Origin of the sequence: Streptococcus sp. 714 (assembly GCF_013277115.1) — a bacterium.
Taxonomy (GTDB): Bacteria; Bacillota; Bacilli; order Lactobacillales; family Streptococcaceae; genus Streptococcus.
The window spans coordinates 26,083-51,134 of the sequence record NZ_VMMH01000010.1; the positions used below are offsets into that span (position 1 = coordinate 26,083).

At 39.6% G+C, this 25,052-nt stretch carries 19 protein-coding genes; 17 read left to right on the forward strand and 2 right to left on the reverse strand.

The window, feature by feature from the left end:
• Nucleotides 1–3: 3 nt before the first annotated feature.
• From lpdA to HT718_RS09710, 12 genes are all read left to right on the forward strand, one after another.
• Nucleotides 4–1,707: a dihydrolipoyl dehydrogenase gene (lpdA, locus tag HT718_RS04405; RefSeq protein ID WP_173267553.1), complete on the forward strand. Its 1,704-nt coding sequence runs from the start codon at nucleotides 4–6 to the stop codon at nucleotides 1,705–1,707.
• A gap of 56 nt (nucleotides 1,708–1,763) precedes the next feature.
• Nucleotides 1,764–2,753: a lipoate--protein ligase gene (locus HT718_RS04410; protein ID WP_173267555.1), complete on the forward strand. Its 990-nt coding sequence runs from the start codon at nucleotides 1,764–1,766 to the stop codon at nucleotides 2,751–2,753.
• 624 nt (nucleotides 2,754–3,377) lie between these two features.
• Nucleotides 3,378–4,637 (forward strand): UDP-N-acetylglucosamine 1-carboxyvinyltransferase, encoded by a 1,260-nt coding sequence (locus HT718_RS04415; protein ID WP_020901082.1) that lies wholly within the window; start codon nucleotides 3,378–3,380, stop codon nucleotides 4,635–4,637.
• 15 nt (nucleotides 4,638–4,652) lie between these two features.
• On the forward strand, nucleotides 4,653–5,204 hold the full coding sequence (locus tag HT718_RS04420) for a GNAT family N-acetyltransferase (RefSeq protein ID WP_173267557.1): 552 nt from the start codon (nucleotides 4,653–4,655) through the stop codon (nucleotides 5,202–5,204).
• Nucleotides 5,197–6,474, forward strand: coding sequence for a CBS-HotDog domain-containing transcription factor SpxR (spxR, locus tag HT718_RS04425; protein WP_020901084.1), 1,278 nt, complete (start codon nucleotides 5,197–5,199; stop codon nucleotides 6,472–6,474). The genes HT718_RS04420 and spxR overlap by 8 nt, the downstream gene beginning before the upstream one ends.
• Nucleotides 6,475–6,489: 15 nt before the next feature.
• On the forward strand, nucleotides 6,490–7,350 hold the full coding sequence (locus HT718_RS04430) for a methionyl aminopeptidase (RefSeq protein WP_173267559.1): 861 nt from the start codon (nucleotides 6,490–6,492) through the stop codon (nucleotides 7,348–7,350).
• A 267-nt stretch (nucleotides 7,351–7,617) separates the two neighbouring features.
• Nucleotides 7,618–8,325: a thiol-disulfide oxidoreductase-associated membrane protein CcdA2 gene (ccdA2, locus tag HT718_RS04435; protein WP_101784917.1), complete on the forward strand. Its 708-nt coding sequence runs from the start codon at nucleotides 7,618–7,620 to the stop codon at nucleotides 8,323–8,325.
• An 11-nt stretch (nucleotides 8,326–8,336) separates the two neighbouring features.
• Nucleotides 8,337–8,894 carry a thiol-disulfide oxidoreductase-associated lipoprotein SdbB gene (gene sdbB / locus HT718_RS04440; RefSeq protein ID WP_173267561.1) on the forward strand — a complete coding sequence of 186 codons (558 nt, stop codon included), beginning with the start codon at nucleotides 8,337–8,339 and terminating at the stop codon, nucleotides 8,892–8,894.
• A gap of 121 nt (nucleotides 8,895–9,015) precedes the next feature.
• Nucleotides 9,016–10,407, forward strand: coding sequence for an amino acid permease (locus tag HT718_RS04445; protein WP_173267563.1), 1,392 nt, complete (start codon nucleotides 9,016–9,018; stop codon nucleotides 10,405–10,407).
• A gap of 345 nt (nucleotides 10,408–10,752) precedes the next feature.
• Entirely contained in the window at nucleotides 10,753–11,670 is a 918-nt protein-coding gene (adcAII, locus tag HT718_RS04450; RefSeq protein WP_173267565.1) for a zinc-binding lipoprotein AdcAII, read from the forward strand.
• A gap of 7 nt (nucleotides 11,671–11,677) precedes the next feature.
• Nucleotides 11,678–14,689, forward strand: a complete 3,012-nt coding sequence (locus tag HT718_RS04455; RefSeq protein ID WP_173267567.1) for a pneumococcal-type histidine triad protein — start codon at nucleotides 11,678–11,680, stop codon at nucleotides 14,687–14,689.
• 211 nt (nucleotides 14,690–14,900) lie between these two features.
• Nucleotides 14,901–18,425: a pneumococcal-type histidine triad protein gene (locus HT718_RS09710; protein ID WP_173267569.1), complete on the forward strand. Its 3,525-nt coding sequence runs from the start codon at nucleotides 14,901–14,903 to the stop codon at nucleotides 18,423–18,425.
• Between the two features lie 543 nt (nucleotides 18,426–18,968).
• Here HT718_RS09710 and HT718_RS04465 read toward each other — a convergent pair.
• Nucleotides 18,969–20,528 carry an ATP-binding cassette domain-containing protein gene (locus HT718_RS04465; protein WP_173267571.1) on the reverse strand — a complete coding sequence of 520 codons (1,560 nt, stop codon included), beginning with the start codon at nucleotides 20,526–20,528 and terminating at the stop codon, nucleotides 18,969–18,971.
• A 519-nt stretch (nucleotides 20,529–21,047) separates the two neighbouring features.
• On the opposite strand from HT718_RS04465, the gene HT718_RS04470 reads away from it, so the two are divergent.
• Both HT718_RS04470 and nth read left to right on the forward strand, forming a co-directional pair.
• Nucleotides 21,048–21,590: a DUF177 domain-containing protein gene (locus HT718_RS04470; RefSeq protein WP_061088059.1), complete on the forward strand. Its 543-nt coding sequence runs from the start codon at nucleotides 21,048–21,050 to the stop codon at nucleotides 21,588–21,590.
• Nucleotides 21,590–22,219: an endonuclease III gene (gene nth, locus HT718_RS04475; protein WP_173267573.1), complete on the forward strand. Its 630-nt coding sequence runs from the start codon at nucleotides 21,590–21,592 to the stop codon at nucleotides 22,217–22,219. Before HT718_RS04470 ends, nth begins: the two co-directional genes overlap by 1 nt.
• A gap of 29 nt (nucleotides 22,220–22,248) precedes the next feature.
• Here the strand turns inward: nth and HT718_RS09715 are convergent, their stop codons facing one another.
• A complete protein-coding gene (locus HT718_RS09715; RefSeq protein ID WP_275690392.1) occupies nucleotides 22,249–22,383 on the reverse strand; it encodes a hypothetical protein in 135 nt (44 codons plus the stop codon).
• Between the two features lie 46 nt (nucleotides 22,384–22,429).
• Between HT718_RS09715 and pyrR the strand changes: the two genes are divergently transcribed.
• From pyrR to HT718_RS04490, 3 genes are read left to right on the forward strand one after another with little or no spacing between them, the layout of a single operon-like run.
• Nucleotides 22,430–22,951 (forward strand): bifunctional pyr operon transcriptional regulator/uracil phosphoribosyltransferase PyrR, encoded by a 522-nt coding sequence (gene pyrR, locus HT718_RS04480; protein ID WP_000850023.1) that lies wholly within the window; start codon nucleotides 22,430–22,432, stop codon nucleotides 22,949–22,951.
• 18 nt (nucleotides 22,952–22,969) lie between these two features.
• Complete coding sequence (locus HT718_RS04485) at nucleotides 22,970–23,893, forward strand: aspartate carbamoyltransferase catalytic subunit (protein ID WP_001293848.1); 924 nt, start codon at nucleotides 22,970–22,972, stop codon at nucleotides 23,891–23,893.
• 49 nt (nucleotides 23,894–23,942) lie between these two features.
• Nucleotides 23,943–25,022 (forward strand): carbamoyl phosphate synthase small subunit, encoded by a 1,080-nt coding sequence (locus HT718_RS04490; RefSeq protein ID WP_173267576.1) that lies wholly within the window; start codon nucleotides 23,943–23,945, stop codon nucleotides 25,020–25,022.
• The last annotated feature ends 30 nt before the right edge of the window (nucleotides 25,023–25,052 follow it).

Genomic DNA, 25,052 nt, shown 5'->3' on the forward strand with positions numbered 1-25,052 from the left:
GACATGGCCTTAGAAGTAATTATGCCAAAAGCCGGCGTGGATATGACAGAAGGACAAATTGTCCAATGGAATAAAAAAGTCGGAGAATTTGTAAAAGAAGGAGAAATCCTTTTGGAAATCATGACTGATAAAGTCAGCATGGAATTGGAAGCCGAAGAAGATGGTTACTTGATTGCTATCCTCAAAGGAGATGGTGAAACTGTCCCTGTAACGGAAGTTATCGGTTACCTTGGTGAAGAAGGGGAAAACATCCCAACAGCTGGAGCAGCAGCGCCAGAAGCTAGCCCAGAGCCTGCAGTTAGTGCCTCAAACGACGATAGTAAGAGCGACGATGCCTTTGATATCGTTGTCATTGGTGGAGGTCCTGCTGGTTATGTTGCAGCCATTAAAGCTGCCCAACTCGGTGGTAAGGTTGCCCTTGTTGAGAAATCTGAACTCGGCGGAACTTGCTTGAACCGTGGATGTATCCCAACCAAGACCTACCTTCACAACGCTGAAATTATTGAGAATATCGGTCATGCTGCAAACCGTGGTATCGTCATCGAAAATCCAAACTTCACTGTAGATATGGACAAACTCCTTGAAACTAAATCTAAGGTTGTTAATACTTTGGTTGGCGGTGTTGCAGGTCTTCTTCGTAGCTACGGAGTTACTGTTCATAAGGGTATCGGTACAATCACTAAAGATAAGAATGTCTTGGTAAATGGTTCTGAATTGCTTGAAACTAAGAAAATTATCCTTGCTGGTGGTTCAAAAGTCAGCAAGATTAACGTCCCTGGTATGGAATCTCCACTTGTCATGACCAGTGACGACATTCTTGAAATGAATGAAGTACCAGAAAACCTTGTTATCATCGGTGGTGGCGTTGTCGGTATTGAACTCGGCCAAGCTTTCATGACATTTGGTTCAAAAGTAACTGTTATCGAAATGATGGACCGTATCGTGCCAGCTATGGATGCTGAAGTTTCTAAGAACCTTCGTTTGATCCTTGAGCGCAAAGGTATGACCATCTTAACTGACACTAAACTCCAAGAAATCATTGAAGAAGATGGCAAACTTCGTATCAAGGTTGAAGGAAAAGACGATATTATCGCAAGCAAAGCTCTTCTCTCTATCGGTCGTGTACCAGACCTTGAAGGTATTGGGGATGTTGAGTTTGAATTGGATCGTGGTCGCATTAAGGTCAACGAATATATGGAAACTTCTGTTCCAGGTATTTACGCACCAGGTGATATCAACGGTACGAAGATGTTGGCGCACGCAGCCTTCCGCATGGGTGAAGTTGCCGCTGAAAATGCCCTCAAAGGAAATCATGCTGTTGCTAAGTTGAACTTGACTCCAGCAGCTATCTACACTCTTCCTGAAGTAGCAGCAGTAGGTCTGACTGAAGAACAAGCACGTGAGAAATACGATGTAGCCATTGGAAAGTTCAACTTTGCTGCTAACGGTCGTGCGATTGCTTCTGATGCTGCTCAAGGTTTTGTTAAAGTTATTGCTGACAAGAAATATGGTGAAATCCTTGGTGTTCATATCATTGGTCCAGCAGCAGCTGAATTGATCAACGAAGCTTCAAGTATCATCGAAATGGAAATCACAGTAGAAGAAATGCTTAAGACAATCCACGGACACCCAACATACTCTGAAGTAATGTACGAAGCGTTTGCGGATGTTCTTGGAATGGCCATCCATTCACCTAAGAAAAAATAAAGATAGATAGTTTAGACTGGAATTTTTTTCCAGTCTCTATCGTATAAAGGGATATCATGAAATATATTATCAATCATTCAAACGACACTGCCTTTAATATCGCTTTAGAGGAATATGCTTTTAAACACCTTTTGGACGAGGATCAAATCTTCCTTCTTTGGATCAATAAACCATCTATCATTGTTGGTCGTCACCAGAACACTATCGAAGAGATCAACCGTGATTATGTTCGTGAAAATAGCATTGAGGTGGTCCGCCGTATCAGTGGTGGTGGAGCTGTTTATCACGATTTAAACAATCTCAACTACACGATTATCTCAAAAGAAGATGAAAACAAGGCTTTTGACTTTAAGAGCTTCTCAACTCCAGTTATCAATACACTAGCTCAACTTGGGGTTAAAGCTGAGTTCACAGGTCGTAATGACCTTGAGATTGATGGTAAGAAGTTCTGTGGCAATGCCCAAGCCTATATCAATGGCCGTATCATGCACCACGGTTGTTTGCTCTTTGACGTTGATTTGTCAGTCCTTGCTAATGCCCTTAAGGTTTCAAAGGATAAATTTGAATCAAAAGGGGTGAAATCTGTTCGTGCTCGTGTCACCAATATTGTTAATGAACTACCAGAAAAAATCACAGTTGAAGAATTCCGTGATTTGCTATTGGAATACATGAAAAAAGAGTACCCAGAGATGACTGAATACGTTTTTTCTGAGAAAGAATTGGCTGAAATCAATCGCATCAAGGATACTAAGTTTGGAACTTGGGACTGGAACTATGGTAAATCACCTGAGTTTAACGTCCGTCGTGGGACAAAATTCACTAGTGGTAAAGTCGAAGTCTTTGCGAATGTCGTCGAATCAAAAATCCAAGATATCAAGATTTATGGGGATTTCTTTGGTATTGAAGACGTTGCAGCTGTAGAAGATGTCCTTCGTGGCGTCAAATACGAACGCGAAGATGTTCTTAAAGCCCTAGAAAGTATTGATATTACACGCTACTTCGCTGGTATTAGCTGTGAAGAAATCGCTGAAGCGGTAGTAGAGTAAAGAAAAGCTATTTGTTAGTCATTGTAGATTGCAGAAAAGATATTATCTGGATAGGACAAGTCTTGCAATCTGCTGAACGAGAATCAAAAAGAACTCACTTCCAATGTTTAATAAAAAACTTGGAAGTTTGATCTGAGTCAAGTAAATACGACTATTTGCAATTGAATATTGAGATGAGAAAGTTAGTATTAGATTGACTGTAAGGTGACACAGGCACGAGTTGCTTTTTGATTTCTATATAGTATAGACACCACCAAAAGACTATTATTTCTATAGTTGAACGATACCTCAAAAGTTAGACATAGAAAATCTAATTTTTGAGGTATTTTGCAATTCTTAATTTAGGATTTTTTAGTATCAAAAGATGTTTCATAAAATATGGACTCAACCTTTCAACTTAATCCTATTTATTGCTTATACTCTTCGAAAATCTCTTCAAACCACGTCAGCTTCACCTTGCCGTACTCAAGTACAGCCTGTGGCTAGCTTCCTAGTTTGCTCTTTGATCTTCATTGAGTATTACTATTCAATAAAATTGAAAAGGATGGAAAAAAGGTTACATTTATGATATAATTTATTTTAAAGACCTTATTAGAAATCTTGAAAGAGTATTAAAAACTTATAATGAGAAAAATTGTTATCAATGGTGGATTACCACTGCAAGGTGAAATCACTATTAGTGGTGCTAAAAATAGTGTTGTGGCCTTAATTCCAGCTATTATATTGGCTGATGATGTGGTGACTTTGGATTGTGTTCCAGATATTTCGGATGTAGCCAGTCTTGTTGAAATCATGGAATTAATGGGGGCTACCGTTAAGCGTTATGACGATGTGTTAGAGATTGATCCAAGAGGTGTTCAAAATATTCCAATGCCTTATGGAAAAATCAACAGTCTTCGTGCATCTTATTATTTTTATGGGAGCCTCTTAGGCCGTTTTGGTGAAGCGACAGTTGGTTTACCTGGTGGATGTGATCTTGGTCCTCGTCCGATTGACTTACACCTTAAGGCTTTTGAAGCTATGGGTGCCACTGTTAGCTACGAGGGAGATAACATGAAGTTATCTGCTAAAGATACAGGACTTCATGGTGCAAGTATTTACATGGATACGGTTAGTGTGGGTGCGACGATTAATACGATGATTGCTGCAGTTAAAGCAAATGGTCGTACCATTATTGAAAATGCAGCCCGTGAACCTGAAATTATTGATGTAGCTACCCTCTTGAATAATATGGGAGCTCATATCCGCGGTGCAGGAACTAATATCATCATTATTGATGGTGTTGACAGATTACATGGAACTCGTCATCAGGTAATTCCAGACCGTATTGAAGCGGGAACATATATATCTTTAGCTGCTGCAGTCGGCAAGGGGATTCGTATAAATAATGTTCTTTACGAACACCTAGAAGGATTTATTGCTAAGCTGGAAGAAATGGGAGTTAGAATGACTGTATCTGAAGATAGCATTTTTGTCGAAGAACAGTCTAATTTGAAAGCAATCAATATTAAGACAGCTCCTTACCCAGGATTTGCTACTGATTTGCAACAACCGATTACCCCTCTTTTACTAAGAGCGAATGGTCGTGGTACAATTGTCGATACGATTTACGAAAAACGTGTAAATCATGTTTTTGAACTAGCAAAGATGGATGCGGACATTTCGACAACAAATGGTCATATTTTGTACACAGGTGGACGTGATTTGCGTGGGGCAAGTGTTAAAGCAACTGACCTGAGAGCTGGTGCAGCTTTAGTTATTGCTGGTTTGATGGCCGAGGGGCAAACTGAAATTACCAATATCGAGTTTATCTTACGTGGTTATTCTGATATTATCGAAAAATTACGTAATCTAGGAGCGGATATTAGACTTGTCGAGGATTAAACCGTAGAGGTGTTTATGAATATTTGGACCAAATTAGCAATGTTTTCTTTTTTTGAAACGGATCGCTTGTATTTGCGTCCTTTCTTTTTTAGTGATAGTCAGGACTTCCACCAGATAGCTTCAAATCCAGAAAATCTTCAATTTATTTTCCCAACTCAGGCAAGTCTGGAAGAAAGTCAGTATGCACTGGCCAATTATTTTATGAAGGTTCCTTTAGGAGTATGGGCTATTTGTGATAAGAAAACTGAAAAAATGATTGGTTCAATTAAGTTTGAGAAGCTAGATGAAATTAAAAAAGAAGCAGAACTTGGCTATTTTTTGAGAAAAGATGCTTGGTCGCAAGGATTTATGACAGAGATTGTTAAAAAACTTTGCCAACTTTCTTTTGAGGAATTTGGTTTAAAACAATTGTCCATTATTACCCACCTCGAAAATGAAGCAAGTCAAAAGGTTGCTCTTAAGGCTGGATTTAGTTTGTTCCGTCAGTTTAAGGGAAGTGATCGCTACACAAGAAAAATGCGGGATTATCTTGAATTTCGGTATGTAAAAGGAGAATTCAATGAGTAAGCATCAGGAAATTCTAAGCTATTTGGAAGAATTACCTGTCGGAAAGAGGGTTAGTGTTCGTAGTATTTCCAACCATCTGGGAGTCAGTGATGGAACGGCTTATCGAGCTATCAAGGAAGCTGAAAACCGTGGAATTGTGGAGACTCGACCAAGAAGTGGTACTATTCGCGTTAAATCCCAGAAAGTTGCTATTGAAAGATTAACTTTTGATGAAATTGCAGAAGTGACTTCTTCTGAGGTTCTGGCTGGTCAAGAAGGTTTAGAAAGAGAATTTAGTAAGTTTTCAATCGGTGCCATGACTGAACAAAATATTTTGTCTTACCTTCACGATGGAGGGCTTTTGATTGTCGGAGACCGTACCCGTATCCAACTGTTAGCGCTTGAAAATGAAAATGCAGTCTTAGTTACAGGTGGTTTTCATGTTCATGATGATGTTCTTAAACTGGCAAATCAAAAAGGGATTCCTGTTCTGAGAAGCAAGCATGATACTTTCACCGTTGCAACCATGATCAATAAAGCCTTGTCAAATGTTCAAATTAAGACGGATATTCTGACAGTTGAGAAACTTTATCGTCCGAGTCATGAGTATGGTTTTCTGAGAGAGACCGACACCGTTAAAGATTATTTGGACTTAGTTCGTAAGAATCGTAGCAGTCGTTTTCCAGTGATTAACCAACATCAGGTTGTTGTTGGAGTTGTAACCATGAGAGACGCTGGTGATAAATCACCAAGTACCACAATTGACAAGGTCATGTCGCGTAGTCTATTTTTAGTTGGTTTATCAACGAATATTGCCAATGTCAGTCAACGGATGATTGCTGAAGACTTTGAAATGGTACCGGTTGTTCGGAATAATCAAACCTTGCTTGGAGTTGTGACACGACGAGATGTCATGGAGAAGATGAGCCGTTCCCAAGTTTCTGCTCTACCAACTTTTTCTGAGCAGATTGGACAAAAACTCTCTTATCACCATGATGAAGTCGTCATTACAGTTGAGCCCTTTATGCTTGAGAAAAACGGAGTTTTGGCTAATGGTGTATTGGCAGAAATCTTGACTCATATGACCCAAGATTTAGTTGTGAATAGTGGTCGCAATCTCATTATCGAGCAGATGCTGATCTACTTTTTACAGGCTGTTCAGATTGATGATATATTGCGCATTCAAGCACGCATTATCCATCATACGAGACGATCAGCTATTATTGACTACGATATTTATCATGGTCATCAGATTGTTTCAAAAGCAAATGTGACTGTTAAAATTAATTAGAAACTAGGAGAAAAGATGATAACATTAAAATCAGCTCGTGAAATCGAAGCTATGGACAAGGCTGGTGATTTCCTTGCAAGTATTCATATCGGCTTACGTGATTTGATTAAGCCTGGCGTAGATATGTGGGAAGTTGAAGAATACGTTCGCCGTCGTTGTAAGGAAGAAAATTTCCTTCCACTTCAGATTGGGGTTGATGGTGCTATGATGGACTACCCTTATGCTACTTGCTGTTCTCTTAACGATGAAGTAGCTCACGCTTTCCCTCGTCACTATATCTTGAAAGATGGTGATTTGCTCAAAGTGGATATGGTTTTGGGAGGTCCAATTGCCAAATCTGATTTGAATGTCTCAAAATTAAACTTCAACAATGTTGAGCAAATGAAAAAATACACTCAGAGCTATTCTGGTGGTCTAGCAGACTCATGTTGGGCTTACGCTGTAGGTACACCATCCGAAGAAGTGAAAAATTTGATGGATGTAACCAAAGAAGCCATGTATAAGGGGATCGAGCAAGCTGTCGTTGGAAATCGTATCGGTGATATCGGTGCGGCTATTCAAGAATACGCTGAAAATCGTGGTTACGGGGTAGTGCGTGATTTGGTTGGTCATGGTGTTGGACCAACTATGCACGAAGAACCAATGGTTCCTAACTATGGTATTGCAGGTCGTGGACTCCGTCTCCGTGAAGGAATGGTCTTGACAATTGAACCAATGATCAATACAGGCGATTGGGAAATCGATACAGATATGAAGACTGGTTGGGCGCACAAGACCATCGACGGTGGATTGTCATGCCAGTATGAACACCAATTCGTGATTACGAAAGATGGTCCTGTTATCTTGACTAGCCAAGGTGAAGAAGGAACTTATTAAAATAATTAAAAACAGATTGAAGAAAAAGTGGCTCTTTGGACAATTTTCTTCAATTTTTTCTTTTATCTATAGTGAAATGAAAAAACTGAACAACTTGATTGAGAAATTCAAATCAATTTCTAACAATGTTTTAGAAAATATAGTGTACTATTAAAGAGTTTGTTTCATATAATATAATGACAAAAACAGTTAACCGTAGCAAACTTGATACAAATTTTAATATTTATAGTACAATAGGTTTAAATTCTTAAGAAAGTTGGTTCTTTATTGGAAACGCTAGTATTTTCAATCTCAGTTTTTTTAGCAGGGGTCTTGTCTTTCTTTTCCCCTTGTATTTTTCCTCTGTTACCAGTTTATACTGGAATTTTGCTGGATGATCAAGAAAGTGCAAAAAGCTTTTCTTTATTTGGTAGAAAAGTTGCTTGGTCAGGTTTGATTCGAACGCTTTGCTTTATCGCAGGTATTTCACTCATTTTCTTTATTCTAGGATTTGGAGCTGGTTACTTTGGTAATATTCTCTATGCCAATTGGTTTCGCTATACCATGGGTACGATTATTATCATTTTAGGCCTTCACCAGATGGAAATTTTTCATTTTAAGAAATTAGAGGTTCAAAAAAGCTTAACTTTTAAGAAATCAGAAGCCAATCGTTATTGGTCAGCCTTTTTACTCGGTATTACCTTTAGCTTCGGTTGGACGCCTTGTATTGGTCCAGTTTTGAGTTCGGTTTTAGCGCTTGCGGCTTCTGGAGGCAATGGCGCTTGGCAAGGTGCTATCTATACTCTTATTTACACTCTAGGGATGGCTATTCCCTTCTTAGTCTTGGCACTAGCTTCAGGTGTAGTCATGCCTTATTTTAGTAAAATAAAGCGTCATATGATGCTACTAAAGAAAATTGGTGGTTTCCTCATTATTTTAATGGGAATTTTGTTAATACTAGGACAAGTAAATGTTCTAGCTGGAATTTTTGAATAAAGGAGAAAAAGATGAAAAAAGTAATGTTTGCTGGCTTAAGCCTCTTGTCATTAGTCGTATTGATGGCCTGTGGTGAGGAAGAGACTAAAAAGCCTCAAGCAGCACAACAGCCAAAACAACAAACTACTGTACAACAAATTGCTGTTGGAAAAGAGGCTCCAGACTTTACCTTGCAATCTATGGATGGTAAAGAAGTTAAGTTATCTGATTATAAGGGTAAAAAAGTCTACTTGAAATTTTGGGCTTCATGGTGTGGTCCATGTAAGAAAAGTATGCCTGAGTTGATGGAATTAGCTGCGAAACCAGATCGCGATTTCGAAATTCTTAGTGTCATTGCACCAGGAATTCAAGGTGAAAAAACTGTTGAGCAATTCCCACAATGGTTCCAAGATCAAGGTTATAAGGATATTCCCGTTCTTTATGATACTAAAGCAACTACCTTCCAAGCTTATCAAATTCGAAGCATTCCTACAGAATACCTAATTGATAGCCAAGGCAAGATTGGAAAGATTCAATTTGGTGTTATCAGCAATGCGGATGCGGAAGCAGCCTTTAAAGAAATGAACTAGAATCGATAAAAATCTGATTACAATATGTAGTCAGATTTTTTTAGAAAAACATTTTATAAATATTCACAAATATCCTATATTTATGGTAAAATAGAATCATCATTTTATTTTGGAGTCAAAGATGAATATATTTAGAACAAAGAATATTAGTTTGGATAAAACAGAGATGCACAGGCATTTGAAGTTATGGGATTTGATTTTGCTGGGTATCGGAGCCATGGTTGGTACAGGTGTTTTTACAATTACAGGTACTGCAGCTGCAACGCTTGCTGGTCCAGCCCTAGTGATTTCAATCGTCATTTCTGCCTTGTGTGTGGGATTATCAGCCCTCTTTTTTGCAGAATTTGCTTCGCGAGTACCTGCTACAGGTGGTGCCTACAGCTATCTCTATGCTATATTAGGAGAATTCCCTGCTTGGTTGGCTGGTTGGTTAACCATGATGGAGTTCATGACAGCCATATCAGGCGTAGCTTCGGGGTGGGCAGCTTATTTTAAAGGCTTGCTCTCTCAATACGGGATAGCCCTTCCTCAGGCTTTAAATGGGACCTTTAATCCTCAAGCAGGGACATTTGTTGATTTATTGCCTATTCTTGTCTTGGTCTTGGTGACCTCACTTGTTTTACTCAATGCTAAAGCAGCCTTACGCTTTAATTCAATTCTAGTTATTTTGAAATTTTCCGCTTTGGCTCTCTTTGTTTTAGTAGGAATCTGGCATATCAAACTTGATAACTGGAGTAATTTTGCTCCGTATGGTTTTGGACAAATCTATGGTGCTAGTACTGGTATTATGGCTGGTGCATCCTTGATGTTCTTCGGTTTTTTGGGATTTGAATCCATCTCTATGGCTGTAGATGAAGTCAAGACTCCTCAAAAAAATATTCCTAGAGGGATTGTCTTATCGCTTTCAATCGTAACTATTCTCTATGCCTTGGTGACGCTTGTCTTGACTGGTGTGGTTCACTATAGTCATCTAAATGTCGACGATGCCGTTGCCTTTGCTCTTCGTAGCATTGGAATTAGTTGGGCAGCCAACTATGTGTCATTGGTGGCTATCTTGACCTTGATTACGGTTTGTATCTCGATGACCTATGCCCTATCGCGTATGATTTACAGTTTAGCGCGTGATGGCTTAATGCCTGCTGTATTTAAAGAACTAACAAAGACAAGTAAGGTACCCAAAAATGCTACTATTTTAACAGGTCTAGCTTCAGCAGTAGCAGCAGGAATATTCCCACTAGCCAGTATCGCAGCCTTCTTAAACATTTGTACCTTGGCCTACTTGATGATGCTTGCTTACGGCTTGATTCGTTTACGGAAAGAAAAAGGAATGCCCAAAGCGGGCGAATTTAAAACACCATTTGTACCTTTGTTACCGATTTTATCAATCATCATTTGTTTATCCTTTATGTTGCAGTATAATATGGAAACTTGGATTGCTTTCCTAGTTGCGTTGTTAGTAGGAAGTATTATTTACTTCACTTATGCCTATAAGCATTCTACCATAGAAGAATAATACTCTTCGAAAATCTCTTCAAACCACGTCAGCTTGGCCTTGCCGTATGTATTGTTACTGACTTCGTCAGTTTCATCTACAACCTCAAAAACATGTTTTGAGCTGACTTCGTCAGTCTTATCTACAACCTCAAAACAGTGTTTTGAGCAACCTACGGCTAGCTTCCTAATTTGCTCTTTGATTTTCATTGAGTATAAGTATAAAGTGAGAATCTGTTGAGTTTTTGAAACTCAGCAGATTTTTATATGTGAAAGAAATTTCAAAATTTTTCTAAAAATAGCTTGACAGATTAAATTTTTAGGAGTAGAATGTTTACCAGTTAATTAAATAGTTAAGGGGTTATCCATGAAAAAACAAAGTTTATTTTTAGTATTGTTAAGTGTCTTTCTTTTGTGTTTAGGGGCTTGTGGTCAAAAGGAAAGCCAGACAGGGAAAGGGATGAAAATTGTGACTAGTTTCTATCCTATATACGCTATGGTAAAGGAAGTATCTGGTGACTTGAATGATGTTCGAATGATTCAGTCAAGTAGCGGTATTCACTCCTTTGAACCTTCAGCAAATGATATAGCGGCCATCTATGATGCAGACGTCTTTGTTTATCATTCTCATACGCTCGAATCTTGGGCAGGAAGTCTGGATCCCAATCTTAAAAAATCCAAAGTTAAGGTTTTAGAGGCTTCTGAAGGAATGACATTAGACCGCGTCCCAGGGTTAGAAGATGTGGAAGCAGGAGATGGTGTTGATGAAAAAACGCTCTATGACCCTCACACATGGCTAGATCCAGAAAAAGCTGGCGAAGAAGCGCAAATTATCGCTGACAAACTTTCAGAGGTGGATAGTGAGCATAAAGAAACTTACCAGAAAAATGCGCAAGTCTTTATCAAAAAAGCTCAGGAATTGACTAAGAAATTCCAACCTAAATTTGAAAAAGCGAGTCAGAAAACCTTTGTAACACAACATACAGCCTTTTCTTATCTAGCTAAGCGATTTGGACTTAATCAATTGGGTATTGCAGGTATCTCTCCTGAACAAGAACCAAGTCCAAGACAACTAACTGAAATTCAGGAATTTGTTAAAACTTATAAGGTTAAGACAATTTTTACAGAAAGTAACGCTTCTTCAAAAGTAGCTGGAACTCTTGTCAAATCAACAGGTGTGGGTCTTAAAACTCTAAATCCTTTAGAAGCAGACCCACAAAATGACAAGACTTATCTAGAAAACCTTGAAGAAAATATGAGTGTTCTAGCAGAAGAATTGAAATGAGGAAAGAATGAAAATCAATAAAAAATATGTAGCAGGTTCAGTGGCAGTCCTTGCCCTAAGTGTTTGTTCCTATGAGCTTGGACGGTATCAAGCTGGTCAAGTTAAGAAAGAGTCTAATCGAATTGCTTATATAGATGGTGATCAGGCTGGTCAAAAGGCAGAAAATTTGACACCAGACGAAGTCAGTAAGAGAGAGGGAATCAACGCCGAACAAATTGTTATCAAGATTACGGATCAAGGCTATGTGACCTCTCATGGAGACCATTATCATTACTATAATGGGAAGGTTCCTTATGATGCCATCATCAGTGAAGAACTCCTCATGAAAGATCCGAATTATCAGTTGAAGAATTCAGATATTGTCAATGAAATTAAGGGTGGCTATGTGATTAAAGTAGACGGGAAATACTATGTTTACCTTAAAGATGCGGCCCATGCGGACAATATTCGGACAAAAGAAGAGATTAAACGTCAGAAGCAGGAACATAGTCATAATCATAATGCAAGTACAGATAATGCTGTTGCTGCAGCCAGAGCCCAAGGACGTTATACAACGGATGATGGGTATATCTTCAATGCATCTGATATCATCGAAGATACGGGTGATGCCTATATCGTACCTCATGGCAATCACTTCCACTATATTCCTAAGAGTGACTTGTCTGCTAGTGAATTAGCCGCTGCCCAAGCCTTCTTATCTGGAAAAGGCGGTCAATTAAGTACGGTTGAATACCGTTCAAGCAGAGCTGAAACAAGATTTAGTGCCAGAACGAGTCAAGCTGAGACACCTCAAAATCCTGCAACAGATTCTGAAAGTCAAAATGAGGACTTGGATAGTCTCCTTCAAGAATTATACGCTTTGCCACTTAGCCAACGACACGTGGAGTCTGATGGATTAGTATTTGATCCAGCACAGATTACCAAACGTACTGCAAATGGTGTGGCAGTGCCTCACGGAGATCATTTCCATTTTATCCCTTATTCACAAATGTCTGCTTTGGAAGAAAAATTGGCTCGAAATCTGCCAATTGGAGGTCAGCCAGTTCAAGGTCATGCTGATAATACGAAACCAAGCAGTCCTGAGAAAACAAGTTCAACACCAAGTTCAACCATTAAACCAAACTTTAATCTCAATACGCCGGCACCGAATCGAGGAACTGGAGGCGCTTATACAACGGATGATGGGTATGTCTTTAATCCGACAGATGTGATTGAAGATACAGGTGATGCTTTTGTTGTCCCTCACGGCAATCATTTCCACTATATACCTAAGAGTGATTTGTCAGCAGGAGAATTAGCTGCTGCTCAAGCTTATTGGAATGGTAAACAGGGCTCACATTCTGCTATAAGTTCAAGTAAACCAAGTAGTGATAATGCTAAACCAACTCAACCAAGTTTGCCAGAGACTCCAAATCTGACTGTCACTCCAACTTATCATCAAAATCAAGGGGAAGATATTCCAACACTTTTACGTGAATTGTATGCCAAACCTTTGTCAGAACGACATGTGGAATCGGATGGCTTAGTCTTTGATCCGGCACAAATTATCAAACGTACAGCTAACGGTGTTGCAGTGCCTCATGGAGACCATTATCACTTTATTCCTTATTCACAAATGTCACCGCTGGAAGAAAAATTGGCTCGTATGATAGTTGTTAAGGGACAAAATGGCGGTGTCTTGCCAAGTGTTACTCCTCTGAAGCCAGCTCCTACTACCAAACCTCTAGCACCAGTGGAAAATAAACCGACTGAACTTGATGTCAACCAGGTTGTTAGAAAAGTTGGTGACGGTTATATTTTCGAGGATAAGGGAGTCAGTCGTTATGTTCTAGCTAAAGACTTGGCTAAGGATAAGATTGACGCTATTGAAAATCTCTTGTCTAAGAAAACTCAAGAGACACATGCCCTAGTTGCGAAGAAAGAAAATGTCGCTCCTCGTGATCAAGAATTTTATGATAAAGCATATAATTTATTGGCCGAGGCTCATAAAGCCTTGTCTGAAAATAAGGGTCGTACTTCTGATTTCCAGGTTTTAGACAAATTAGCAGAACGTTTGAATGATGAATCTTCTAATAAAGGAAAATTAGTAGATGATTTATTGGCATTCCTAGCACCAATTACCCATCCAGAACGTCTTGGTAAGCCAAATTCTCAAATTGAATATACCGAAAACGAAGTCCGTATTGCACAATTAGCTGATAAGTATACAACCTCAGATGGCTACATTTTTGACGAACATGATATTATCAGTGATGAAGGAGATGCCTATGTAACGCCTCATATGGGTCATAGTCACTGGATTGGAAAAGACAGTCTTTCTGATAAGGAAAAAGCAGCCGCTCAAGCCTATACTAAAGAAAAAGGAATCCTACCTCCATCTCCAGATGCAGATGCTCAAGCAAATCCAACTGGAGATAGTGCAGCCGCTATTTACAATCGTGTAAAAGGGGAGAAACGAATTCCACTTGTTCGACTTCCATACATGGTTGAGCATACAGTTGAGATAAAAAATGGTAATTTAATCATTCCTCATAAGGATCATTACCATAATATTAAATTCGCTTGGTTTGATGATCATTCATACAAGGCTCCAAATGGTTATACCTTGGAAGACTTATTTGCGACGATTAAGTATTATGTTGAACATCCTGACGAACGTCCACATTCTAATGATGGATGGGGTAATGCCAGCGAGCATGTCTTAGGTAAGAAAGACCACAGTGAAGATCCAAATAAGAACTTCAAAGCAGATGAAGAGCCAGTAGAGGAAACACCTGCTGAGCCAGAAGTCCCTCAAGTAGAGACTGAGAAAGTAGAAGCCAAACTCAAAGAAGCAGAAGCTTTACTTGCTAAAGTAACGGATGCTAGTTTGAAAGCCAATGCGACTGAAACCCTAGCTGGTTTACGAAATAACTTGAGTCTCCAAACCATGGATAATAATGGTATCATGGTAGAAGTAGAAAAATTACTTGCTTTGTTAAAAGGGAGTGAGTCAGTAACGACGAAACCAGAAGCATAAGTTTATCCTATTAAATCAAAATGATGTAAGAGTCAGTAGCAATACTGGCTTTTATTTTTTAAAATGATATAAAAATCTTGACAGATAAGCTTAAAAAAGGTAAACTATTTACTGGTTAATTAATTGGTTAAATAACCAGTTTAGAAAAAACTGTTTAACCGAGAAAAAGAAGTTAAGAAAAAGCTTCATCATTTATTGAAATGAGGAATTTATGAAATTCAGTAAAAAGTATATAGCAGTCGGATCAGCTGTTATCGTGTCCTTGAGTCTATGTGCTTATGCGCTAAATCAGCATCGCTCGCAGGAAGATAAGGACAATAATCGTGTCTCTTATGTGGATGGCAGTCAGTCAAGTCAGAAAACTGAAAACCTGACACCAGATCAGGTCAGCCAAAAAGAAGGAATTCAGGCCGAGCAAATTGTTATTAAGATTACAGATCAGGGATATGTGACGTCACACGGTGATCACTATCATTACTATAACGGGAAAGTTCCTTATGATGCCCTCTTTAGTGAAGAACTTCTGATGAAGGATCCAAACTACCAACTTAAGGATGGAGATATTGTCAACGAGGTTAAGGGTGGCTATATTATCAAGGTCGATGGAAAATATTATGTCTATTTGAAAGATGTAGCTCATGCTGATAATGTTCGAACCAAAGATGAAATCAACCGTCAAAAACAAGAACATGTCAAAGATAAGGAGAATGTCAGCTCTGATGTTGCTGTAGCAAGGTCTCAGGGACGCTATACGACAGATGATGGCTATGTCTTTAATCCAGCTGATATTATTGAAGATACGGGTGATGCTTATATCGTTCCTCACGGAGGACACTATCACTACATTCCAAAAAGTGATTTATCTGCTAGTGAATTAGCAGCAGCAAAAGCTCATCTAGCAGGCAAAAATACGCAACCGAGCCAGTTAAGCTATTCTTCAACAGCTAGTGACAATACTAATCAAGCTATAGGAAAAGAATCAACTAGCAAGCCAGAAAGCAAAGTTGACAATCTCCAAAGTCTATTGAAAGAACTCTATGATTTACCTAGCGACCAACGTTACAGTGAATCAGATGGTCTGGTCTTTGATCCTGCTAAGATTATCAGCCGTACACCAAATGGAGTTGCGATTCCGCATGGCGACCATTATCATTTTATTCCTTACAGCAAGCTCTCTGCTTTAGAAGAAAAGATTGCTAGAATGGTGCCTATCGGTGGAACTGGTTCTACAGTTTCTACAAATGAAAAACCTAATAAAGTAGCGTCTAGTCTAGGAAGTCTTTCAAGCAATCCTTCTTCTTCAACGACAAGTAAGGAACTCTCTTCAGCATCTGATGGTTATATTTTTAATCCAAAAGATATCGTTGAAGAGACGGCTACAGCTTATATTGTAAGACATGGTGATCATTTCCATTACATCCTTAAGGCGAATCAAATTGGTCAACCGACTCTTCCGAGCAACGGTCTAGCAACACCTTCGCCATCACTTCCAATCAATCCAGGAACTTCACATGAGGAACATGAAGAAGATGGTCACGGCTTTGACGCTAATCGTATTATTGCTGAAGATGAGCAAGGTTTTATCATGAGTCACGGTGATCACAATCATTACTTCTTCAAGAAGGATTTGACAGCAGACCAAATTAAGGCTGCGCAAGACCACTTGAAAGGGGCAAATACAACAACACCAGCACATGATGCCGATCACGACGAAGATCATCATGGACACCATCATGATGAAGGCCATGATCATGGATTTGATGCCGATCGCGTCATTAGTGAGGATGAGCAAGGATTTGTCATGAGTCACGGAGACCACAATCATTATTTCTTCAAGAAGGACTTGACAGCGGAGCAAATTAAGGCAGCTCAGGATCATTTGAAAACACATCATGATGCAGAGCCTGTAAAACCTCTTGCTAAAACGGTAGAGTCTTTCTCAAGAGATGCTAGTGATGAAGAAAAAATTGCTTATATTTCTAAAACATACGGAGTTCCACTTGAAGCTATTAGGATTTCAAACGGATTCTTTGTCTTTGGAAATCCAGACCAAGCCTACGATCCAACTCATATCCATCCCTATGCTGTACGTAAGGAACACGTTCGGATTCCTCTTCAAACTGGAAATCCAGAACTTGATTTTCTAAATGAACTTTATACGACTGCCTTACGTGATGGTGTATCTCCCTATAGTTTGCAGGTAGAAAATGGTAGTTTTGTGATCCCTCATGGTGACCACAATCACTACATCAAGGTTCAAACGAAGGGCTATGAAGTGGCTTTGAAAAATAAAATTCCAGCTCTCCAATCCAACTATCAACCTGGAGCTTTTGATGAGAAGGTAGTTTTGGCAAAAGTAGACCAACTTCTAGCTGAAAGCAGAAGCATCTACAAAGACAAGCCTATTGCACAAAGACAGATTGAGTTAGCCTTAGGTCAGTTTACTGAAAACATGAAGAAACTGGCAACTAACTCTACAGCGGGTTATCTTGCAACACTTGATCTCTTTGATAAGCAATATATCCATATTGATGAAAGTGTCAAGCCTGTTAAAACAAGCGCTCTAGATAAGAAATATCAGGCCTTGATTGATAAAATCAACACACTGGATACAGACTCTTATGGACTTCCTAAGAAAGACCTACTCGTTCGACTCCAAGAAGCTAAGTTAGCTAAAGATGAGGCTGGTTTAGCAGCGGTTGAATCACAACTTCAAGCCTTGCAAGACTTTAATGACCGAACAGGGGTCACAACTGTTGAGTACATTAAGTATTTCTATGAACATGTCAATGACGGTCGTTTGAGTGATGAACTTCGAAACAAAGTAGCTCAGTTGACTTGGACCTTGTATCAATCTCAATCCTTCCTTAAGGCAGCAGAATTGAACAAATTATTCCCAAGCATCTATCAAGCAAAACAAGAAGTGGAAGAAGCTTTGAAATCTCAACCAACTACTGCAAAATCAAGTCAAACAGTTCTAGATACTGAAAAAGTAGATAATCAAAGTGCCAAGACAGCTATTTATGGCTTCTTGAAAGAATTGTATGGAGACTTTATGCCTGAAGAGCATGTCAATCATGTCAGCAAGGAACAAGTAGAAAGTCTTTTGAGCAAGGCAACTCAACTCTTAGAGCAAATCCAAGAAGAAGGCATCAGACAATCCTTGGCAGAAGAAGTAGAAAATCTCAAAGCTGCTACAAACAAGGTTGATGCAGACTTGGATGAAGTAAACAGTCAGGTGAAAGATGTCTTGACTCGCATCGCCAGCGCTCTTCAACAAGAGAAGGAAAATGCTGAGCAAGATCCTCAGACACTTGTACTCTATCAAAAACTCTACGATATTCTCATGTCACTTCACGCTTATTTAGAAAACAATAAGGGTTCTGATGCAGACTTTGATAAGGTGGATGCTCTACTAGATCAACTTTCTGCCAAGAGTAAAGATAAGGCTGCTTTACTTGAATTGACAAAAGCTATTCTGGTCTTGAATCAAGAAATTAAGTCAAAATCAAGTGCAAGTGAAGAAGCAACTCCAGCAACAAATGCCGAGGCAAATGGTGATAAGACAAGTGTTGAGAACCAACCAAACGCAGCTGCAGAATCTAACAGTGAAACTGCTAGCGACGAAAACAAACAAAGTAACGCAACAGATTCTAGATCTGCTGAATCAGTTCCAGAAAAGGAAACAACAGAATCTCCAACAAGTACTGGAAATCAAGAAAAACCAGTAGAATAAAAAAGTTTGTGGTCGTAGATCTAGGAGATTTTCCCATTCAAGGCTGTTTCCTATTTCTCATTGTAATTATAAACCATGGCAAGATAAGAAAACGAGCATTTCCAAAAGAGGAAGTGCTCGTTTTTTTCTATTTTGAAGTGAGTTTTTATCTGGTTATACTCTTCGAAAATCTCTCAAAACCACGTCAGCTTCACCTTGCCGTATATATGGTTACTGACTTTGTCAGTTTCATCCGCAACCTCAAAGCAGTGCTTTGAGCAACCTGCGGCTAGCTTCCTAGTTTGCTCTTTGATTTTCATTGAGTATTACTTAGAGTTGCTTATGAATGACTGTGAAAGAAATGATTGACTTGACTGTGAACATAAGATTTATCACTGATTATAATGTTTAAATAGTGCTCCAAAGCAAAGAATTATCCTCATGAGTATGAATATTATAAAATTTGTCCCAAACTTAATCTATAGTAATCAATTTATTAAAAATAAACATTGTAGTCGTATTTTAAAGATTGTTTTTCCAACAATTCTTTAGGTTTCTTTTTGTTTATAAATCTTCTAAATTAACTACCTCCAAACCGTGTTCTGTCATACGATAGATGATCGAGCAAACTTCTTTTAAGAAACGACGGTCATGCGAAACAGTGACGAGACCGCCTGGATAAGTGGTAAAGAGTTTTCTGATTTCGGGTTGAGAAGTGGGAGAAAAGTTTCGTGTGGGTTCATCCAGAAGGAGAAAGTTTGGTTTGCGCAACACTAAATCCAAAAGTAGGAGTTTACCTTGTTGTCCGCCAGATAAGGAGCGGATTTGGTGATGCATCTCTGGATAGCTGAAATTGAGACTGGCTAGGTGAGATTGGATTTTCTGTAGTTCCTCTTTTTCCCCAGTTTTGCTGAGATAGGCTACTGGAGATAGATCCAATTGTAGTTTTTTATGGTAATCTTGTGGCATAAAACCAAGCGATATTTCTCTTTTGGCGCTGAGCAGTTGTTGAAACTTGGCTAACAGAGTTGATTTTCCAACACCATTTGGGCCGATGATACCAATTTTTTCTTGACCACGGACCGTTAGTCGTAACTCCTGAGCTAAAATACGCTCGCCAATGGACAAATTTTCTTTTTCCAGTTGGACTAAAACTTTAGAAGATGGTAATAGTTGGATGTCTGAAAAGAAAAGTTTGATTTGTTCCTCTTCAAGTGGCATTTGGGTCATGGACTGAGCTTCCTTTTCAAAGCGTTTTTCTTGAGAGAGAACAGTTTTCATCTTTTTAGCCAATAGGCGACCGGCAGTACTGTCTTTAGTTGCTCGAAGTGCAGTTTCTACATTTTGCTTAACTCGGCGATGTTTTTCCATGGTTTTGTCATAGGCTCTCTGGTCGTTAGCAGCTTGCTGACTTTGTCTGGCAAAATTAGCCTTTCTCTGCTCACTATAGCGATCATAGTCTAAATGCTCGACTAGCGTTTCCGCTTCTTTCCGATGCTTGACCAGTCGCAAGTGGACAATAGTGTCTGCCGTTTGAGAAAGAAAGTCTTCATCATGGGAAATGAAAATAACAGTTTGCCTAATCTTGCGAATCTGACCTTTTAGCCAATCAACCGTCTCAAGGTCTAGGTCATTTGAAGGTTCATCTAAAAATAGGATTTCAAAGGGTTTTGCTAACTCGTGTATGAGCTGAATTTTCAAAGCTTCGCCCCCTGATAGGCTGCTAATTTCTTGGTTGCTAGCAAAACGGTCGCTATCAAAGTGCAGCTCCTCCGCCAAACGATAAAGAATACTGTAGTCTAAATCAGCAGAATCCAAAAAGAAGTAGTCGTGTAGAGTTCTATTTTTCAGGATTTCAGGGAGTTTTTGAGGAATGTATACCAGTGATTGAAGGTCAGACTGGATGTCGCCCTTGATAGTAAAATCAGGTAATGCTTCCCCCATTAAAGCTCGTAGTAAAGTCGATTTACCATTTCCTTCTTCACCAATAATAGCAACCTTTTCCCCGTCTTGGATAGTCATGGTTAGGTCAGATACAAGGTCTCGTAAATCTTTGTTTTGTGTGATGGTCAGATGATTGATTTTTATCATATTGTTGCCCTTTCTAGAATGTCTATAGTGCATAACAAAAAGCTCTACTTTATCTAGTAGAGCCCAAAGTCACTGTCCAAAACTCTATTATACTCGTTGAAAAGCTCGTCAAACTAGCTGAAGCTGCCTAACCCAACCCAAGAGGAGCATAGCTTTCTAGTTTTTTGATTTTCAATGAGGACAAGATACTAGAAAATCTAGTATAAAAAGAGCACACAAAAAGAGACAAAAACAAGATCTACTAAATAAAGGTTCTTTATTTGATAGACTTAGTTGTTCATGTCTCCCTTACCTCCGAGTATTAGTACCTTTATCCTATACCTTTAAGGAAATTTTGTCAACAGAAAACTGGAAATTTCAAGCTATAAAATCTCAAAATTTGTCTTCCATGTGAGCATCCTCCTTGCTATCATGTATTCTTTCCTATAGTATATTACTAAAAAATATAGTGATAAACATATTAAAAAATTCAATTTTAATTACAAAGTTTGGTGGGCTGATTTGTAGCCTTTTCATGGTATAATCAAGAGAGTAAATCTTTATGGAGGAAGTATGAAATTAAATATTCAAGAGATTCGCAAGCAGTCTGAAGGCCTGCACTTTGAACAAAGTTTAGACTTAGTCGCAGACTTGCGTGCACGCAATCAAGAAATCTTAGATGTGAAAGATATCCTTGCTGTTGGGAAAGTACAGTATGAAGATCGTATGTATTTCTTAGATTATCAACTATCTTACACTATTGTCCTTGCTTCAAGTCGTAGTATGGAGCCAGTTGAGTTAGCTGAATCTTATCCAGTCACAGAAGTTTTCATGGAAGGCGCAACCAACCAGTTAGATCAAGAGGTTCTAGACGATGATTTGGTCTTGCCTATCGAAAATGGAGAACTTGACCTTGCTGAGAGCGTATCAGACAATATCCTGCTCAATATCCCTATCAAGGTTTTGACGGCTGAAGAAGAGGCGGGGCAAGGTTTTGTTTCAGGAAATGACTGGCAAATCATGACAGAGGAAGAATACCAAGCTCAACAAGCAGTCAAGAAAGAAGAAAACAGTCCTTTTGCTGGCTTGCAAGGACTATTTGACGGAGACGAATAATGGTCTTGTCAAAAAAACGAGCACGAAAGGTGCTAGAAGAAATTATCGCTCTCTTCCCAGATGCCAAGCCTAGTCTTGACTTTACCAATCATTTTGAACTCCTGGTTGCGGTCATGTTGTCAGCCCAGACGACGGATGCAGCGGTAAATAAGGCAACACCAGGTCTCTTTGTTGCCTTTCCAACACCACAAGCCATGTCTGTGGCGACAGAGAATGAGATTGCTTCGCACATTTCTCGCTTGGGACTGTATCGGAATAAGGCTAAATTCCTTAAAAAATGCGCCCAACAACTATTAGACGATTTTGATGGTCAAGTTCCTCAGACACGTGAGGAATTAGAAAGTCTAGCAGGTGTTGGTCGCAAGACGGCCAATGTAGTTATGAGTGTGGGCTTTGGGATTCCAGCCTTTGCAGTTGATACTCATGTGGAGCGTATTTGTAAGCACCACGATATCGTCAAAAAATCAGCTACGCCACTTGAGGTGGAAAAGCGGGTCATGGATATCTTGCCACCGGAGCAGTGGCTAGCAGCCCATCAGGCCATGATTTATTTTGGAAGAGCCATCTGTCATCCTAAAAATCCAGAATGTGACCAGTACCCACAATTATATGATTTTAGCAATTTGTAAGATGGAACATCAAAAGTTTTTGCTTGATTTTAACCATGCTTTGTGCTATAGTAATTGATAACTAAATATTCCTTTAAACCTGTCCCGTGAGGCAGGCAAGGAGCGTGATAAAGTAGAAGGGTGAAGTCTATACTGTTTGCAGTAGGGCTCGCTTGGCGATACATTTCAAGTCTCCTTGTTTAAGGAGACTTTTCTTTTTGGAGGTTTGTCATGAAGACAAAAGAAGTTGTAGACGAATTGACCGTCAAACGAGCGATTACGCGTATTACCTATGAGATTATCGAACGTAACAAAGATTTGAATAAAATCGTCTTGGCTGGTATTAAAACTCGTGGTGTCTTTATCGCCCACCGTATCCAAGAACGTTTGGAGCAACTAGAAAACCTTTCAGTTCCTGTTGTGGAATTGGATACGAAACCTTTCCGTGACGATGTTAAAAGTGGAGAAGATACTTCTTTGGTTTCTGTTGATGTGACAGACCGTGAAGTTATCTTGGTGGATGATGTTCTTTATACAGGCCGTACCATCCGCGCTGCTATTGATAATATTGTCGGTCATGGTCGTCCTGCGCGCGTGAGTTTAGCAGTTTTAGTCGATCGTGGACATAGAGAATTGCCAATCCGTCCAGATTACGTTGGAAAAAATATCCCAACCAGTCGTTCTGAAGAAATCATCGTAGAGATGGCAGAACTTGATGGCCAAGATAGAGTTCTGATTACTGAAGAAGCTTAGAAAGCTAAAGGAGTAGCCATGTCAGAAAATCAACAAGCATTGAACCATGTGGTGTCAATGGAAGACCTCACTGTCGATCAAGTGATGAAATTGATCAAGAGAGGAATTGAGTTTAAAAACGGAGCTCAGCTTCCCTATGAAAACCACCCGATTGTTTCCAACCTTTTCTTTGAAGATTCCACACGGACGCATAAGTCCTTTGAAGTGGCAGAGATTAAATTGGGATTGGAACGACTTGACTTTGATGTGAAGACCAGTTCAGTTAATAAGGGTGAGACACTTTATGATACCATCCTGACTCTGTCTGCTTTAGGAGTTGACGTCTGTGTGATTCGTCACCCAGAGGTTGACTACTACAGAGAGTTGATTGCGAGTCCCACGATTACGACTTCCATCATCAATGGTGGAGATGGTTCGGGCCAACACCCTAGCCAGAGCTTGCTTGATTTGATGACCATTTATGAGGAATTTGGTCACTTTGAGGGTCTTAAGGTTGCGATTGCAGGCGACTTGGACCACTCACGCGTTGCCAAATCCAATATGCAGATTTTGAAACGCTTGGGAGCTGAACTATTCTTTGCTGGACCTGAGGAATGGAGAAGTCAAGAGTTTGCAGACTATGGACAGTTTGTAACCATTGATGAAATCATTGATCAGGTGGATGTCATGATGTTTCTCCGTGTGCAACATGAACGCCATGATAGTGGAGCTGTCTTTTCAAAAGAAGACTACCATGCCCAACATGGCTTGACTCAAGAACGTTATGACCGTTTGAAAGAAACAGCAATCCTTATGCATCCAGCCCCAGTCAATCGTGATGTGGAAATCGCAGATCACTTGGTTGAAGCACCAAAATCACGAATTGTCCAACAAATGACCAATGGTGTCTTTGTTCGAATGGCAATCTTAGAATCCGTACTGGCGAGTAGAAACGCCAACTAAAACACAAGACGTTAAAAGACGCCAGTGAGCGTCCACGAGAGGTGAAAATATGACAAAAAGACTTCTAGTATTAGAAGATGGTACAGTTTTTGAAGGTAAGGCCTTCGGAGCAGATATTGATGTAACAGGCGAAATCGTCTTTAATACAGGGATGACCGGCTACCAAGAATCCATTACAGACCAGTCTTATAATGGACAAATCTTGACCTTTACTTATCCTTTGGTAGGAAATTATGGAATTAACCGTGATGATTACGAATCCATTATTCCAACTTGTAAGGGAGTGGTTGTTTTCGAAGAAGCACGTAGAGCTAGCAACTGGCGAAATCAAATGACCTTGGATGAATTTTTGAAAGCCAAGAAAATTCCTGGTATTTCAGGGATTGATACGCGTGCCCTTACCAAGATTATCCGTAAGCATGGTACCATGCGAGCAACCTTGACCCATGTTGGGGACAGCATGGACCATGTGACAGACCAGCTCCAAGCGACAGTTTTGCCGACAGACAATATCAAACAGGTTTCTACGAAAACTTCATATCCAGCTCCGGGAGTTGGTTTGAGCGTGGTGCTAGTGGACTTTGGTCTCAAGCACTCAATCCTACGTGAACTTTCTAAACGCAACTGTAACGTGACGGTTGTTCCTTATTCAACAACGGCTGAAGAAATTCTTCATCTTAATCCTGACGGAGTTATGTTGTCAAATGGGCCAGGTAACCCAGAAGACGTTCCACAGGCATTGGATATGATTCGTGGTGTGCAAGGGAAAATTCCAATCTTTGGTATTTGTATGGGGCATCAACTTTTTGCTATGGCAAACGGTGCTAACACCTACAAGATGAAATTTGGTCACCGTGGCTTCAACCATGCGGTACGTGAAATTGCAACAGGACGAGTAGACTTCACCAGCCAAAACCACGGTTATGCAGTTAGCCGTGAGGATTTGCCAGAGCATTTGATTATCACCCATGAAGAAATCAACGATAAGTCAGTTGAAGGTGTGCGTCACAGATACCAACCTGCTTTCTCTGTTCAATACCACCCAGATGCAGCCCCTGGTCCTCATGATGCAAGCTACCTTTTCGATGAGTTTATCGAGATGATGGAAGCTTTTAAACAATCAAACTAAGAACGAGTAAAAGCTCGTCGGAGAATTTAT